Raw genomic sequence first — 14417 nt, 5'->3', positions numbered from 1 at the left:
TCAGGCCGGAGCAGGCCGGTCAGGCCGGAGCGGGCCGGTCGTGCCGGAGCGGGCCGGTCCTGCCGGGGCCGGGCCGAGGCTGTCGCGGTGGACCAGCTCGGCGGCAAGGGTCTCCACCCGGTCCCGGCCGCCGGGCGCGTCGAGGGCCAGGGTCATGGCGCGGGCGCCGAGCTCGGCCAGCGGCAGCCGGACGGTGGTCAGCGCGGGGGTCACGTCGGCGGCGATCGGCATGTCGTCGAAGCCGACCACGGAGACCTCCGCGGGCACCCGCACGCCACGGGCGCGCAGCAGGTTCAACGCGCCGACCGCCATCGAGTCGTTCAACGCCACGATCGCGGTCAGGCCCGGCGCCGCGTCCAGCAGCTCCGCCGCGGCCCGGGACCCGCCGTCGCGGGTGAAGTCCGCGTACCGGATCCGCGGCTGCGGCAGCGGCTCGGCCAGGCCGGCGGCGAGCCCGGCGAGCCGGTCGCTCGTGGTGGTGAGGGAGCGCGGGCCGGCGAGCACGCCGACGGCCCGGTGACCGAGCCGGCGCAGCTCCGCGCCGAGCAGGCGGGCGCCCTCCTCGTTGGCCGGCAGCACGGCGTCGCCCCGGTGCCGGTGCCGGCCGATCACCGCGACCCGCCCGCCGGTGGCCGCGTACGCGGCGAGCCGCTCGTCGAGCAGGGCGTTGACCGTGGGGTCGTGGTAGCCGGAGCCGGCCAGCACGATCGCGGCGACCTGCTGGGCGCGGAGCAGGTCGACGTACTCCACCTCCCGTTCGGGATCGCGGTAGCTGTTGCAGATGATCACCAGCCGCCCCCGCTCGGTGGCGACTCGTTGCAACCCCCGGGTCACCTCGGCGAAGTACGGGTCGGAGACGTCGTGCACCAACACGCCGACCACGCTGCGTTGCGGCCGGGCCAGCAGCTGGGCGTGCGCGTTCGGCACGTACCGCAGCTCGGCCACGGCCTTCAGCACCCGCTCGCGCAGCTCGTCGGCGACCGGCTTGCTGCTGCCGTTGATGACCCGCGACGCGGTCGCGGGGGAGACGCCCGCCCGGCGGGCGACATCGGCCAACGTCGCCATGCGCACCCCCTCGCACACCCCGGTGGCCGAGAGGCTACCGCAGCACCGCCGGGAAAGCCGTGCCCCGATCGGCGGAGGCGGCGCTCACCGGGCGCGCGCGGTGGGACGGGAGGTGGTCGCGGTGGTGCGGACGGCCTTGACGATGGCGGGGATCGAGCCGATCAGCAGGACCAGCGCCCAGACCAGCGCCACCACGGCGAACACCACCGCGCCCAGGTCGTCGGTGATGCTGACCAGGATGCCCGGCACCAGCTGGTGCAGGAACTCCAGCACCACCGTGCACAGCAGGGTGGTCAGTGCCAGCAGCACGAGGCCCTTGTTCTGCAGGAAGCGCGGCTGGGCGAGCAGCAGCAGCGCCGCCCAGACCAGTTTGAGCAGCAGCACCAGGCCGAGCAGCACGGCCGCGTCGCCCACCGGGAAGAACCCCCACACGGCCAGGTACGCCAGCGTGCCGAACGGTGCGGCCAGGAACAGCGAGACCATCACGGTCAGCTCGACGAAGGCGACGATCAGCAGGACCAGCGACGCGAGCAGCAGCAGGATCGAGAAGATCAGGGTGGCCACGCCCTGCACCCGGCCCTGGATCCGGTCGGGCACCACGAGGCTCAGGCTGAACAGCCCGGTGGTCCAGAGCGCCACCACGTCGATGAGCGCCAGGTGGCCGGTGCCCCGGCCGGACGGCTCGGTAACGGCGCCCACGTCCCCGAGTTCGACGCCGAGCTGACCGGCGCTGTCCCGCAGCGCGCCGCCGGCGTCCCCGCCGCCGGTGAGCGCCGCCGCGCCCAGCTCCAGGCCCACCACCAGCGCGATGGCGAGCAGCGCCAGCAGTAGGAAGGGTTTGCGCAGCTCACCCATGGCGCACCTTCTCGCGGGCCGGCCCGGTGCCGGTCAGGACCGGGCGACGGTGACCACGCATCCGCCACCTCCCGGGCATCGCAGGGCGACCTCGGTCTCCCCGTCCACCGCCACCTTCGCCACCGCCGTGCCGTCGTCGCCGGGCGTCACCTCGTCGGTGACCGTGACGTCGGCGTCCCCGGGCGCCGGGGCGCTCACCACGAACGGCGCCGCGCTGCGCAGCACCAGGCTGCGCAGGCCGCCCGGGTCGGCCACCCGCAGCCGGCAGGCGACGCCGAAGCCGACCACCACGCCCTCGGCGGACGGGCTCGGCTCGTTGGCCGGCGGCACGCACGCCACGGTCACCGTCGCCGGGTCCACCGTGCCGGCGCTCCCGCCGAACCGGGCCAGCCAGCCCGGCCCGGCGGCCGGATCGCCCCGCTCGTGCCGGCCGCCGCCCACCGCCACCACGTAGAGCACCACGAGCAGCCCGGCGAGGGCCGCCAGCAGCACCTTCTGCCGCCCGCTCACGGCGCGAGGAGCTGGGTGAACCGGATCTGGTCGACCCCGGCGAAGTACCGGTCGGTGCCCTGCGTCCGGCTCACCGCCACCAGGGTCAGCTTGTGCGGGCCCCGGGCCAGCTCCACGGTGCCCACGTCCACGAAGTCGGTGCGCACCACCGTCGGGGTGAAGCCGAAGAAGGTGTCGCCGACCTGCCGGCCGTCCACCAGCCAGATGGTGTTCGCGTAGTCGAACGAGGTGGTGCGCACGGTGGAGAGGCGCCAGGTGCCGTCGGCGGGCAGGTCCACCGAGACGGTCACCCGGTCACCCACGGCCCGGCCCTGGAAGAAGAGCTGGGCGTCGCCGGACCACACCACCGCGCAGCAGTTCGGCTGGGACTCCACCCGCGCGGCCGCCGCGGTGGTCGACTGCACCGTAGCGCCGGAGACCAGCGTCTCGGCCTCCACGGTCACCACCTGGGCCCGCGGCGGGGGCGGCGGATCCCCGCCGCGGGTCACCAGCCAGACCACCACCCCGGCCACCACGAGCAGCAGCGCCGCCGCGGCCGCGAGCCACGGCCACGGCGCGCGCTTCGGGGGTACGACAGCCCGGACGTCGTACGTCACCCGGCCGCTGGACCGGGAGCTCTCCTCGGGCGCGGTGTTCGCCGAGTACGCGAACCCGATCATGTCGTAGCGCCGGGGCGGGGTGCCGGGCGGCACGGCGAGCCGGACCAGGAACGACACCGAGCCCTGCCCGGGCACCACCCGCTGCGGCTCGGCCACGCTGAACCAGCCGCGCTGGCTGCCCTCGCCGGGCGCGACGTCGAAGACCACGGTGTCCGGCGCCTCGCCCGGGTTGGAGACGGTGAACGTCAGCTCGCCGCAGTTGCGGGCGTCCAGGGTGAACTGCTCGGCGGCGGCGACGACGGCCCATTCGGTGGTCATGACGGCTCCTCTGACGGCTGGTCACGGGGTGCGGGGGACGGCACGCGGGCCCGGCCGACCGCGGGAACGGCCGCCACCCCGGTGGCCGTGCCCTCCGGCTCGTCGGCGCCGGGCGCGGGCGGCGCCGGGTCGGCGGCATCGGCGGGGGGCGGCGCCGGGTCGGCGGTGTCGGCTGGGGGTGCCGCCGGGTCGGCGGTGTCGGCCGCGGGGGGCTCCGGTTCGGCGGGGTCGGTGGGGTCCGCGTCGGGTCGGGGGGCCGGGTCGGTGGTGACCTCGACGGTGACCGCGGCGGGCTTCTCCGCCTCGACGATGCGCGTGACCAGGGCGAGCCGGTCGGCGGCGGCCGGCGGCACCCGGACCACCACGTGGAACGGCCGGTCGGCCGGCTCCTCCAGCACGAACCCGGTCACGCCGGTCGCCAGCTCCAGCGCGGTGCGCATCCCGTACGGGGTGCCCCGCCACCGGGCCAGCAGCGCGCCGTGTGCGACCAGGTCCCGCAGCCGGCCCACCGGCAGCGGCAACGGCGCGTCGGCCCGGGGCGCGGCGACCACGTGGTCCATGGCCACCCACCGGGTCAGGTAGGCCACGAACCCGTCCGGCGTCCGGTACGGCGCGAACAGCGCGTCGACGTCGGCGAGCACCGCTTCGTCCGGGGCGTGCAGCGACTCCATGACGTCCAGCAGCGCGCCCAGCACGCTGCCCGGGCCGGCGGCCCGCTGGTACGCGGCCGGCAGCAGCCGCTCAATCGCCGCTCGGCGCATCCTGCCGCACCACCTCGATGTCGTGCTCGCCGGAGCAGAGCAGCCAGGTGCCGGGAACGGTCACCACGTCGGCCGTGGCCTGGTTGGCGCTGGCCGTCCAGTCCTCCGCGTCGCCGCTGCGGTACACGCCGCGCTCGCCGCCGGCCAGGACCAGCCGGCCGGCCCCACCCGCGCCGGACGGTCCGGTCGCGGCGATCGCGTCCACCGGGACGAACCGGGTCCGGTCGCGCAGCGGCAGCCCGCAGTTGACCATCACGGGCTGCCACTGCGGCTGCGCGGCCAGGGTGTCCAGCCGGACCACCCCGCCGCTCTGCGTGGCGGCCAGCGCCAGGGTGCCGCTGAACGCCAGGTCCCGGCAGGTGCCGCCGATCCAGCCGCCCGCCACCGACTGCCACTTCACGTCGGACTCGAACAACCGGGTGCGGTGGCAGCCTTGCCCGGGCTTCTTCGGGTCCGGCTCGCCGGCGCCGCTCCACAGCAGGGTGGCCGGGCCGTCGTACTGCACGGCGAGCACCCGGTTGTCCACGTTGGCCAGGCCCACGTGCGCGAAGGTGCCGGGGCGGCCGGCGGCGGTGGACAGGTAGACCCCGAAGCCGGCCTGCGCGGCCACCGCCACGCCGGGCGCGCCGCGCTCGGAGACGAACGCCCGGACCGCGTAGAAGCCCCGGTCGGCGTCGGCCGGGTCGACCAGGATCTGCAACGGCACGGCGCCGGGCAGCAGCGACACCTCGTAGAGGCCGGCGTCGGTGGCCAGCAGCAGCGCCCCGGCGCCGTCCCGGTCGATCCAGGCCAGGTTTCGGACCCCGGAGTCCAGGTCGGTCAGCAGCGTCCAGGTCTCGCCCAGGTCGGTGCTCAGCCGCACCCGCGAGCCGCCCGCGTCGCGCGCGGTCACCACGGCCACCGAACCGGCCCGGGGCACCACGCCGGGGCGCACCGGGGCGGGAGCGGGCACCACCCGGACCACGCTCTCGCCGTCGAACCGGCCGGCCGGCTCCCACCCCGCGCCCGCGTCGGTCGAACGGAACAGCACCGGGCCGCGCCCGGCGTACCAGGTGCCCGGCTGGTACTGGTCGACGGCCACGGTCCGCACCTGCGCGTCCGGCGCCTCGTCGACCACGAACCGGACCGACTCGACGTAGCGCACACCCGGCTCGGCGTGCTCCAGCATCCGGTACACGTTGGAGGCCCGCAGCGGCTCGCCGAACGCCCAGCCGGCCGGGTTGAGCGGGGTGGGCAGGGGGCTGAGCGTCTGGTGCAGCCGGTCGTGGATGCGCCGCCGGACCGCGTCCACGTCCTCCTCGCGGCGGACCACCACGCGGGCCCGGACGGAGACCGCCTTGTAGCGCGCCCAGCCGGCGCGCACCGCCGTGCCGAGCGCCCGGCGCCGGTCCAGGTCGGCCTCCACCCGGCGGCGGGCCTCCTCCACCTCGTGCTCCCGCAGCACCGCCACCGGCAGCCGGCCGCCCGGTCGGGCCTGCTCCGGCACGTACGGCACCAGCACCACCTCGACCTCGCCGGGGCGGGCGAAGCTGTAGACGGCCGCCCGGGTGAACGCCCGGGCCCGGGCCACCGCGCCGGAACCGGCGGCGAGGATCTCGTAGTCCCGGGCGGTCACCGCGCGCTGCTGGGCGAAGAACTCGTACGGGCCGCGCGCCAGGGCCGACTCCAACGACTCCAGGTCCCGGCCCCCGGCGGCCGGCGCCGGGTTGTCCACCTTCAGCCCGGGCAGCGGGTCGCGCAGGCTGGTCAGCGTCCCGGCCGCCACGTTCCCCGCCGGCCCGCCGCCGCACCGGTACCAGAGCCGGACCTGCCGGCCGGCCGGCGGCACCGCCGCGACCGGGCCGGGCGCCCCCTCGACACCCGGCCCGGCCCCGTCCGCGGGCCGCAGGTCCAGCGCGGGGGCGAAGGTGACCACCCCGGAGGCCCGGTCGACCAGGTAGACCTTGGCCTGCGGGCCGACGCCGGCGAAGCTGTCCACCGGCCGCCAGATCTCGTACGTGCGGCCCTCGTGCTCCCGCGCCGCCGCGCCCAGCTCCACCGACCCGGTCGGCACCTCCACCCCGAGCAGCAGGTCCAGCGCCTCGGTGGTCCGCGCCAGCGGCGCCCGGGCCGCGCGGAACACCTGCCCGGCCTGCCCGGTGCCGGTGCCCAGCAGCTCCGCCTCGACCGGCTCGCAGTGGTGCACGCGTACCGTCACCTCGGTCTCGCCCGCGGGCAGCACGGCCGGCTCGGTGGTCACGAAGACGACCGGCCGGGGGTCGGCGCCGCGGGCGGCGGCGACGCGGGTGCCGGCCGGGACGCGGACCGCGCCCCGGTCCGCGCCCGTCCGGGTGAAGCGGACGTCCGCCCAGGCGGCGGCCGGCGGGTGCCGGGTCACGCCGAGCAGGTTGAGGAAGGCCACGTACGCCTTCTCCGGCAACTGGTTCAGCCGGTAGATCATCACCTCGGTGAGGTAGGCGAACGCCTCCAGCAGCGCCATCCCCGGGTCGTGCGCGGAGAGGTCCGTCCAGTCCGGGCAGGACGCGCGGATCCGTTCCCGCGCCTCGGTGACCAGGTCGAGGAAGGCGCGGTCGTCCAGGTGCGGCACCGGCAGCGTCATGCGGGAGCCTCCTCGCCGGGGTCGTCGTCGACCGGGAGCAGGTCGACGGAGAAGACCAGCTGGCCGGGGGAGAGGCTGGCCCGCACGCGGTAGTCCAGCCGGATCACCAGGCGCCACGGGTCGTCCGGGTCCGGCCCGGCGTCCACGTCGAGCACCTCCACCCGCGGCTCCCAGCGCCGGATCGCCTGCCGCACGTAGTGGATGGCCAGGCCGGCCGTGGTGTCGTCGTTGGGCGCGAAGACCAGCCGGTGCAGCCGCGACCCGTACCCGGGGCGCATCAGCCGCTCGCCCGGCGTGGTCGACAACAGCAGGAACAACGCCTGGCGTACGGTCTCGTCGCCCTCGGTCATGGCCAGGCCGCCGGCGGCGGTCAGCGCGAGACCGCCGGCGCGACCCGCGTCGAAGCCGGCGCCCACGAACCGGAAGGCCCTCATGCGTCCGCCCCCAGGAAGGTCTGCCGCGGGTCGCGGACGGTGTGGTGGACCAGCCCGGGCGGGGTGCCGTCGGTCAGCCCGTCCAGGTTCGACAGCACCACCCGGTGGCCGTCCACCCGCAGCCAGGCGCTGTAGCCGACGGTCACCTTCAGCGTCTTCGCGCAGGGCTTGACGGTCGGCCCGTAGTTGGGGCACGCGGTGATGTCCCGCCCCTCCGGGTCGGCCTCCACCAGCACCGGCACACCCCGCACGGTCACCCACCCCTGGGAGGGGCGGTTGGCCACCCGGCCGTCGTGGTCGCAGGTGATCAGCGAGTCGCGGTGGATCCAGCGCATCAGCCACCTCCGTGGGCGCGGGCGAGGGTACGGGCCTGGGCGGCGGCGGTCTCGGCGTCCTCCGCCGCCTCCGCGTGCAGGAAGTCGACGGTGCGGGCGCGCACCACCATGGCCCGGCCCGGCGCCGAGAGCACCAGGTCGCCGGCCGCGTGCACGGTGGTCAGCTCGGGTCGCAGCTCGACGAAGCTGCCGCCGTCGGTGGCCAGCCGCAGGGCGCGCCCGTCGTCGTCGATGACGATCGACTGCCCGGTGCCGGTCCGCATCGACCAGCGGCGGGACCGCCCCGACACGATCCCCGCGTCGTACGGCTCGACCGCGCCGAACAGCGACCCGAGCACCACGCCCGAGGCCGGCTCGCCGCCGGGCAGCGCCACCAGCACGGTGTCCTCCGGGTCGGGCAGCGCCACGATGCCCTTGCCCCGGCCGGCGCCCGGGCAGAGCACGGCGAGCCAGCCGGCGTCCAGATCCCCGTACGCGGGCAGCGTCACCCGGGCCCGGCCCAGCCCGTCCGGGTCGTCCACGTCGGTGACCGTGCCGAGGGTGACCGTGGCCGCCACGGGAGCGGCCGGCGGCGGCCCGGGCGGGACGGTCGAGAAGCGGGTCAGGTGCCCGTTCGCGTCCAGCGTGTGCACCACCTCGGTGAGCACGTACACGCCGGCCACCGGGTCGGGAACGCCGGCCAGGGCGATCCGCCGGCCGGGCCGCAGCGCCGGATCCCCGTCGGCCGTGCCCTCGGCCGTCACGAGCGCGGCCACCCGGGCGTCCAGCCCGGCCTGGGCCAGGGCCGCCAGCTCGTCGTCGCTGCGGCCGGGCTGGTCGACGGCCGTGCGGACCCCGTCCGCGCCCACCCCGCCCGGGTCCGGGCGCAGCGGGATGCGCCGCCCGGAGCGGGCCTCGCCGGCCTCCTGCCGTAGCGGTTCGGCGCGCTGCGGGTGCCAGCCCAGCACCGCGCACCCGCCGCCCGCCCGGTCCAGGTTCTCCGCGATCCGCAGCGCGTGCACGTTCCCGCCAAGGGTGAGCGGGACCGGGTCGCCGTGACCGTCGAGGGTCAGCAGGCGCAGCCGGTCGCCCTCCACGGTCAGGTGCAGGCCGGCCCGGCCGGCCACCTCGCGCAGCAGCTCCAGGTCGGTGTGCCGGTGCTGGAGCAGCCGGTCCAGGCGCGGCCCGTCGTCGTCGGCGTCGACCGTGAGGCCCAGGCCGGCGCAGAGCGCCCCGGCCAGCTCGGCGGCGGTCACCGACTCGAACACCCGCAGCTCCTGCCGCTTGCGCAGCCGATGCAGCGGGTCGTACGCCCGGACCCGCAGCAGCGCCGCGCCGTCGCCGGCGTACTCCACCTCGACGCCGGTCACCTCGCCGGTGAACAGGGCGTCGGGCTGACCCTCCAGGCGCAGGTCGAGGGCGGCGCCGGGGCGTACGGGAGGGTCGAGGGCGGCGGCGCCCGGCGCGGCGGCCAGGGTGAGCTCGCACTGGGTCGGTTGGTCCAGACGGGCGGCGACCCGGACACCGCGCAGGCGGCCGGGGTCGGCCAGCGGTGTCCCGTCGATCGTCACGACGGCGGCCCGGATCACGGCGCGCCTCCCGTCCCGGCGGGGCCGTCGGCGGGCGGCGGCGTGGCGGCGGCGGTGGCCGGCACGGCCAGCGCGGTGCCGGCCGGCACGGTCAGTGGGTCGCTGATCCGGTTGTGCTCGGCCAGCAGCCGCCAGCGCAGCGGCGAGCCGAGCGCGTCGTGGGCGAGCAGGTCGAAGCGCACCCCGGACCAGCCGGGCTCGGCCGCCCCGTCCGCCGCGGCGACCACCGCCGACCCGGGCGGCACGGTCGGCGTGCTCGCCGCGGCCAGTTCCTCCTCGAAGCCCGCCCGGGCCGCCTCGGCGGTCTCGGCGACCCGGACCAGCTTGAGCCGCAGCCAGGAGCGGCGCGGGGTGCCGGTGATGGTGAACGCGTCGAAGCGTTCCGCGATGGCCACGATGACGCCGGGCACGTTCCAGGTCTTGCCCCAGACCAGCCGGACCAGCGGGGGCCGCAGCCAGCCGTGCTCGGTCGCGGAGTTCTCCGCCAGCATCCACAGCGGACGGGTGAGCGCGCGCACGTCCTCGGGGCGGGCCGGGGACTCCACGAAGTCGGTGTCGAAGAGCAGGTCCAGCACCAGCTCGGTCCGCCCGCCGCCGGTGAAGACCAGCGGGTCGTCGGCGAGACCGGCGCCGGTGAGCTGCCCGTCCGGCGCGCCCCGGGGGCGTACGCCGGCCAGCCGGGTCACCTGCACGGTCTCCGGGTTGAGCAGGCAGTCCACCCGGGTGCCGGACTCGTCCACGAGGAAGGCGACGCGCTCCATCAGTCACCCGCCTGTTCCCGGTCGAGTCGGGCCAGCCGGTCGGCGTCCCGCGCCGTGACCACCGGCGCCCACAGCTCCCGGTCGTCGGGCAGCGCCGGCCACGGGTCGCGCCGCGGCACGCCGCCGGCCCCGCCGCCGGCCGCGCCGCCAACCTGCTCGTCCGCTTCGGCCGGCAGCGCCGGCCACGGCCCGGCCGCCGCCCCGGCCCAGTACCGGCGGTCCGGCCGCGGCCACCCCTCGCCACCGGTGCCGCGCGGGTGTGCGGGCGCCGTCGGGTTCGGGTGCGTCTGTTGTCGTCCCAGCGACAACGGATGCACCCGAAGGGCTGCGGCACGGGCCGTCCCGGTGCCGGCGATGCCCGGGGCGTCGGCCGGCGGTCCGGGCCGGAGCCGGCCCGGGGCCGCGTCGGTGAGCGGGTCGGCGAGCGCGCCGGCGTCGGAGGTCGAGGTGACCCGCGCGGGGCGGCCGATCAGTCCCGCCCCGGCCGCGCTGCCCGGGACGGCGCCCCACCTCGACGGGCCGCCGCCGGGCCGCGCGCCGTCCGATCCGGCCGCGCCGGCCGACGGGTCGGCCAGGGCTCCGACCCACCCGGGCGGTGCTGCCGGCCGGGCGCCGGACGACGGTCCTTGTCGGAGGAAGCTGGGGCTGGACGCCGATCCCGCCGGTGCGCCGGTCCCACCGGACCACGATCCCGCCGGTGCGCCGGTCCCACCTGGCGACGATCTGTCGAAAGCACCGTTCCGGCCGACCCGAAGACGGTCCGCGAGTGGGCCCGCGCCGAGTGCCGACCCCGCTGCGGCGCCGGCCTGACCGGGCGGTGCGGCGGGAGCGCCGGTCCGGCCCGGCGGCGATCCCGGTGACACGCCGGCCGCACCGGATGACCACTGGGCCGTCGCGGCCCGGCGTGCGGCGCCGGCATCGCCCCGCGACCCGTCACGGCCGGCCTCGCCGGCCGACGAGGCAACCCGCGTGCCGGGGAGGGATCCGCGGGTGGCCGACTCGCGTGCGCCCGGTCCCCAACCGATGTCGCGCGGCCGGCGCCGGCCCGCCGCATCGCGCGACGTGAACCCGTGCCGGGCGGCGTCGTCGGCGGGGAAAGGCGAAAGGCCCCCGATCGCGTCCGCCGAGGAGGGTGCCGGCCACGCGGTCCCGTCAGCCGCCCGTGCGCGCTCCGCGAGCCGGTCACCCGCCAACGGTGCTGACCTCGCGGCCGCCTCGCCGAGCGCCCCGGGAACCGCTGACCGCAACGGCAACCACCGCCCGGCCCCACCGCCCGCCCGAACCCAAGCGCCCCACTCACCGTCCACACCGCCGCCCACCGCCGCCCCCTCCTCGTCGATCAAGAGATTCGTGTCGGCGGCGGCGTCGGACCCGACCCAAACTTCTTGATCGACAGGGGGAGCGGCGGTGGGCGGCGTGGGGGTGGGGTGGGCGAGGTCGTGGAGGAGGCCGGGGGCGTGGGTGGCGACCAGGCGGAGCCAGTGCTCGGGGGGTTCGCCGGGGCGGCGCGGGGCGGGCTCGGGGGCGGCGTGCGGAGGTGCGGCGGTGGGTGGGGTGGCGAGGCGGTCGGCGGTGGCCCGGAGCAGGCGGGCCAGCCGGTCACGCGGTCGTCGGGGCGGCGGCACTGCCGGACTCCAGTTCCAGCCCCTCGTACGCCAGGGTCAGCGCCTCGATGGCGATCTCCTGGGACAGGGTGTTCAGGTGGGCTCCCCGCCACCGGGTCGGCCACGCGTTGATCATGTTCCAGCGCAGCACCTCGGCGGTGCCGGCCGGGTCGAGCAGCACCACGGAGACGTTGCGCCGGCTCACCGTGCCCTTCGCCGCCGCGTTCACCCAGTCCCACAGCTCGCGCGACGCGGTCAGCCCGAAGTGGAGGGTGACGGGTGCGTACTCGACCTGGCCGGGGACGGCCCGGATCCGCTCGTTGCCGGCCTCCCGGTACGCCAGCGACGGTATGGCCACCTCGAAGCCGCTGACCTCCGTGAAGTGCCCGTTGGTGATGCCGTTGATGAGCAGCTTGAAGTGGTACGCCCGGTAGGGGTCGACGGGCGCGCCCGGCTGCGGGGTGGCCGTGGTGGGCATGTCAGCCTCCGATCGTCTCGGTCTCGGTGCCGCCGGCCCACTGGCTCAGCTTGAACACCACGAACTCCGCGGGCTTGACCACCGCGATGCCGATGTGCGCCACCACCATCCCGGCGTCGCGCACGTCGGCCGGGTTGGTCTCCTCGTCGCACTTGACGAAGAACGCCTCCTCGGGCGTGCGGCCGAGCAGCGCGCCGTCCCGCCACACCCGCGTGAGGAACGCGCCGATGTCCCGCCGGATCGAGCGCCACAGGGTGTAGTCGTTCGGCTCGAACACCATCCACCGGGTGCCGTTGGCGATGGCCAGCTCGATGGCGATGGAGAGCCGCCGCACGTTCAGGTAGCGCCACTCGCTGGCCTCGGCGGCGAGCGTACGGGCGCCCCAGAGCCGGATGCCCTCGCCGGAGAAGAAGCGGATCACGTTGATGCCCTTGGGGTTGAGCACGTCGTGCTCCGGCCGGGTGACCCGGTACGCCAGGTCGACCGCGCCGCGTACCGGCTCGTTGGCCGGCGCCTTGTGCACGCCGCGCAGGGCGTCGGTGCGGGCCCAGATGCCGGCGACGTGCCCGCTCGGCGGGGTGAGGACGAGCTCGCCGCTGAGCGGGTCGCGGACCCGGATCCAGGGGAAGTAGTAGGTGGCGAAGTCCGACTGCCGGGGCCGGTCGCCGCCGGGTGGGTCGTCGTCCGGCTTGGGCGTACCGTCGGCGGGTTTGCCGGACGACTTGGGTGGCGTGGCGACCCGGGTGAGCCGGGAGATGTCGGCCACGTCGGGCGGCGGGTCGCAGATGGCGACCATGGTGCGCAGCCGCTCGGCCGTGCTGATGAGCGCCTCGTGCGAGACCGGGTCGTGGTAGCCGGGCGCGGCCAGGATGGAGATCTCGTCGATGGCTTCCAGCAGTTGCAGGCCGCTGCGCCGCCCGCCCGTGCCGGTGAGCTGGCCGCCCTCGCCGACGTTGACCACCCAGCAGCGGGTGCCGCCGTTGTCGAGGAAGCCGAAGACCGCGCGCGCGAGGGGGGTGCTCTCCAGGTGCTCGCCGTCGGCGTAGAGCCGGAGGAACTCCGACCAGCTGTTGACCGCGAGGGCCTCGTTGACGTGGGCGGTGCGGTTCGGCGTGAGCCCGACGAAGGCGGCGGTGCTCGTGCCGACCGGGCCGATCGGGCGGGCCCCGCTGGGCACCTCCTCGACGTAGATGCCGGGGGAGAAGTAGGTGGGCATCGGTCCTCCTTGAGGAGTCAGTCGGGGGCGCAGACGACGACGTGGTCTCCGTCGGCGGGGTCCAGCTCGGCGGTGTGGGTGCGGCCCCGGCCGATCAGCCGGATCCGCACCGGCCGGTCCGGGGCGTCGGGGTCGTGCGGGACGCCGACCAGCCGGAACCGGCCGGCCGCGTCGGTCTCGGTGGCCTGGGCGGTGCCGACGAGCTCGACCCGCATGGCGGCGAGCGGTTGCCGCTCCGGCCCGACCACCCGGCCGTCGAGGGTGCGCATGTCGAGCTGCCGCAGCCGCAGCGGCTGCCGCACGGGCGGCGCGGCCGGCGCCGGCCGGTCGATCCGCGCCGGCACGTCGAGCAGCAGCGCGGGCCGGGGCGGCACGCCGAGGGCCTGCCAGAGCGCCGGCTCCCCGGCGGCCAGCACCACCTCGGGCTGGCCGGCCGCGGTGGCGGCGGCGAGGACCCGGTCCAGCGCGGGCAGCGCCGCCGGCCCGCCGCCGCTGAGCAGCAGCCGGACCACGAACCGGTACGGCTCGCGCGCCCCGCCGCTGCCCGCGGTCTGCCGGGCCGGCCGCAGTTCGAGGGGCCAGACGGTGAGGCCGCCGTCGGGGTCCTCGCGGGGCGGGCCGACCGGGACGGGGTCTCCCGCCGCCCCGGTCAGCCAGGCCGCGAGGTCGGCGACGGCCGCCTCGATCGCGCCGGTCATCGCGGCGGCGTCCCCTGGATCCGGTACGCGATGGCCTCGTTCCAGACGTGCGGGTAGACGCCGATCTCGAAGTAGCGGGTGAACCGGTTGATCGGCGCGTTGCTGTGGTCGTGCCAGAGCAGCCACACCGGGGCGATGGTGAACAGCACGTAGTTGAGCGCGACCAGCGGCAGGTAGAGCGGGCCGAGCAGCCGCGCCTGGAGGACGTGCACGTCCTCGTGCCGTTGGATGCCGGGGCTGGAGCCGGCGCAGACGGTGCCGATGGTGGTGGCGTAGCGGGGCGAGACGCCTTCGACCAGGTTGACCCGCCCGCTGCCCTGCGAGACCACCCGGTCGAGCTGGTGCCCGAAGACCAGGTGCAGGGCCAGGTAGAGGGCGCCGGCGACGGTGTTGAGCAGGCTCCAGGTGTGGTCGACCACGAAGAGGAAGATGCCCTTCGGGTCGGCGCCGTAGGTGCCGGCGGAGGCGACCGCCCAGCCGAACGGCGCGCCGACGAGCAGCCCGACGACCGCGCCGATCAGAAGGCCGATGGTGCCGCCCGCCGCCCCGCCGAGGACGGCGCCCAGGACGATGTGGACGGCGGCGCTGATGATGCCGAGGACCATGGGGTCACCTC

The 14417-nt window shown here is 76.6% G+C and carries 15 protein-coding genes; all 15 read right to left on the bottom strand.

From position 1 onward, the window contains the following. The 15 genes from ACQP12_RS20455 to ACQP12_RS20385 all read right to left on the bottom strand — a co-directional run bounded on the left by ACQP12_RS20455 (position 1) and on the right by ACQP12_RS20385 (position 14406). The gene (locus tag ACQP12_RS20455) at positions 1-1065 is read right to left on the bottom strand and encodes a LacI family DNA-binding transcriptional regulator (RefSeq protein WP_433281086.1); all 1065 of its coding nucleotides are present in this window, start codon (positions 1063-1065) and stop codon (positions 1-3) included. Positions 1066-1149: 84 nt separating this feature from the next. Continuing rightward, positions 1150-1920: a hypothetical protein gene (locus tag ACQP12_RS20450; protein WP_433281085.1), complete on the bottom strand. Its 771-nt coding sequence runs from the start codon at positions 1918-1920 to the stop codon at positions 1150-1152. Positions 1921-1953: 33 nt separating this feature from the next. Next, positions 1954-2430, bottom strand: a complete 477-nt coding sequence (locus tag ACQP12_RS20445; RefSeq protein WP_433281083.1) for a hypothetical protein — start codon at positions 2428-2430, stop codon at positions 1954-1956. Beyond that, entirely contained in the window at positions 2427-3347 is a 921-nt protein-coding gene (locus tag ACQP12_RS20440; RefSeq protein WP_433281081.1) for a hypothetical protein, read from the bottom strand. The genes ACQP12_RS20445 and ACQP12_RS20440 overlap by 4 nt, the downstream gene beginning before the upstream one ends. Next, the gene (locus ACQP12_RS20435; protein ID WP_433281079.1) at positions 3344-4108 is read right to left on the bottom strand and encodes a phage tail protein; all 765 of its coding nucleotides are present in this window, start codon (positions 4106-4108) and stop codon (positions 3344-3346) included. Before ACQP12_RS20435 ends, ACQP12_RS20440 begins: the two co-directional genes overlap by 4 nt. Then, positions 4089-6707 carry a putative baseplate assembly protein gene (locus ACQP12_RS20430; protein WP_433281077.1) on the bottom strand — a complete coding sequence of 873 codons (2619 nt, stop codon included), beginning with the start codon at positions 6705-6707 and terminating at the stop codon, positions 4089-4091. Before ACQP12_RS20430 ends, ACQP12_RS20435 begins: the two co-directional genes overlap by 20 nt. After that, complete coding sequence (locus ACQP12_RS20425; protein ID WP_433281075.1) at positions 6704-7141, bottom strand: GPW/gp25 family protein; 438 nt, start codon at positions 7139-7141, stop codon at positions 6704-6706. Before ACQP12_RS20425 ends, ACQP12_RS20430 begins: the two co-directional genes overlap by 4 nt. Next, complete coding sequence (locus ACQP12_RS20420) at positions 7138-7476, bottom strand: hypothetical protein (protein WP_393189764.1); 339 nt, start codon at positions 7474-7476, stop codon at positions 7138-7140. Before ACQP12_RS20420 ends, ACQP12_RS20425 begins: the two co-directional genes overlap by 4 nt. Next, a complete protein-coding gene (locus ACQP12_RS20415) occupies positions 7476-9044 on the bottom strand; it encodes a phage baseplate assembly protein V (RefSeq protein WP_433281073.1) in 1569 nt (522 codons plus the stop codon). Before ACQP12_RS20415 ends, ACQP12_RS20420 begins: the two co-directional genes overlap by 1 nt. Beyond that, positions 9041-9805, bottom strand: a complete 765-nt coding sequence (locus tag ACQP12_RS20410; RefSeq protein WP_433281071.1) for a hypothetical protein — start codon at positions 9803-9805, stop codon at positions 9041-9043. Before ACQP12_RS20410 ends, ACQP12_RS20415 begins: the two co-directional genes overlap by 4 nt. Then, the gene (locus tag ACQP12_RS20405) at positions 9805-10113 is read right to left on the bottom strand and encodes a hypothetical protein (protein ID WP_433281069.1); all 309 of its coding nucleotides are present in this window, start codon (positions 10111-10113) and stop codon (positions 9805-9807) included. Before ACQP12_RS20405 ends, ACQP12_RS20410 begins: the two co-directional genes overlap by 1 nt. A gap of 1291 nt (positions 10114-11404) precedes the next feature. Then, positions 11405-11887, bottom strand: a complete 483-nt coding sequence (locus tag ACQP12_RS20400; protein WP_357943239.1) for a phage tail protein — start codon at positions 11885-11887, stop codon at positions 11405-11407. 1 nt (position 11888) lies between these two features. Beyond that, complete coding sequence (locus ACQP12_RS20395; RefSeq protein WP_433281067.1) at positions 11889-13103, bottom strand: phage tail sheath family protein; 1215 nt, start codon at positions 13101-13103, stop codon at positions 11889-11891. A 17-nt stretch (positions 13104-13120) separates the two neighbouring features. Further along, positions 13121-13801, bottom strand: coding sequence for a carboxypeptidase-like regulatory domain-containing protein (locus tag ACQP12_RS20390; RefSeq protein WP_433281065.1), 681 nt, complete (start codon positions 13799-13801; stop codon positions 13121-13123). Beyond that, a complete protein-coding gene (locus tag ACQP12_RS20385; protein WP_433281063.1) occupies positions 13798-14406 on the bottom strand; it encodes a glycine zipper family protein in 609 nt (202 codons plus the stop codon). The genes ACQP12_RS20390 and ACQP12_RS20385 overlap by 4 nt, the downstream gene beginning before the upstream one ends. Positions 14407-14417 lie beyond the last annotated feature (11 nt).

The organism is Micromonospora sp. CA-244673 (assembly GCF_050948395.1).
GTDB lineage: Bacteria > Actinomycetota > Actinomycetes > Mycobacteriales > Micromonosporaceae > Micromonospora.
Note: the sequence above shows the minus strand (reverse complement) of the source record. Positions and strands in the feature narration are given on the sequence as shown.

What these genes read in the sequence shown, in the direction of transcription:
- ACQP12_RS20455 (WP_433281086.1), bottom strand. Translation starts at nt 1,065, where the DNA reads ATGGCGACGTTGGCCGATGTCGCCCGCCGGGCGGGCGTCTCCCCCGCG.
- ACQP12_RS20450 (WP_433281085.1), bottom strand. Translation starts at nt 1,920, where the DNA reads ATGGGTGAGCTGCGCAAACCCTTCCTACTGCTGGCGCTGCTCGCCATC.
- ACQP12_RS20440 (WP_433281081.1), bottom strand. Translation starts at nt 3,347, where the DNA reads ATGACCACCGAATGGGCCGTCGTCGCCGCCGCCGAGCAGTTCACCCTG.
- ACQP12_RS20435 (WP_433281079.1), bottom strand. Translation starts at nt 4,108, where the DNA reads ATGCGCCGAGCGGCGATTGAGCGGCTGCTGCCGGCCGCGTACCAGCGG.
- ACQP12_RS20430 (WP_433281077.1), bottom strand. Translation starts at nt 6,707, where the DNA reads ATGACGCTGCCGGTGCCGCACCTGGACGACCGCGCCTTCCTCGACCTG.
- ACQP12_RS20425 (WP_433281075.1), bottom strand. Translation starts at nt 7,141, where the DNA reads ATGAGGGCCTTCCGGTTCGTGGGCGCCGGCTTCGACGCGGGTCGCGCC.
- ACQP12_RS20420 (WP_393189764.1), bottom strand. Translation starts at nt 7,476, where the DNA reads ATGCGCTGGATCCACCGCGACTCGCTGATCACCTGCGACCACGACGGC.
- ACQP12_RS20410 (WP_433281071.1), bottom strand. Translation starts at nt 9,805, where the DNA reads ATGGAGCGCGTCGCCTTCCTCGTGGACGAGTCCGGCACCCGGGTGGAC.
- ACQP12_RS20400 (WP_357943239.1), bottom strand. Translation starts at nt 11,887, where the DNA reads ATGCCCACCACGGCCACCCCGCAGCCGGGCGCGCCCGTCGACCCCTAC.
- ACQP12_RS20395 (WP_433281067.1), bottom strand. Translation starts at nt 13,103, where the DNA reads ATGCCCACCTACTTCTCCCCCGGCATCTACGTCGAGGAGGTGCCCAGC.
- ACQP12_RS20390 (WP_433281065.1), bottom strand. Translation starts at nt 13,801, where the DNA reads ATGACCGGCGCGATCGAGGCGGCCGTCGCCGACCTCGCGGCCTGGCTG.
- ACQP12_RS20385 (WP_433281063.1), bottom strand. Translation starts at nt 14,406, where the DNA reads ATGGTCCTCGGCATCATCAGCGCCGCCGTCCACATCGTCCTGGGCGCC.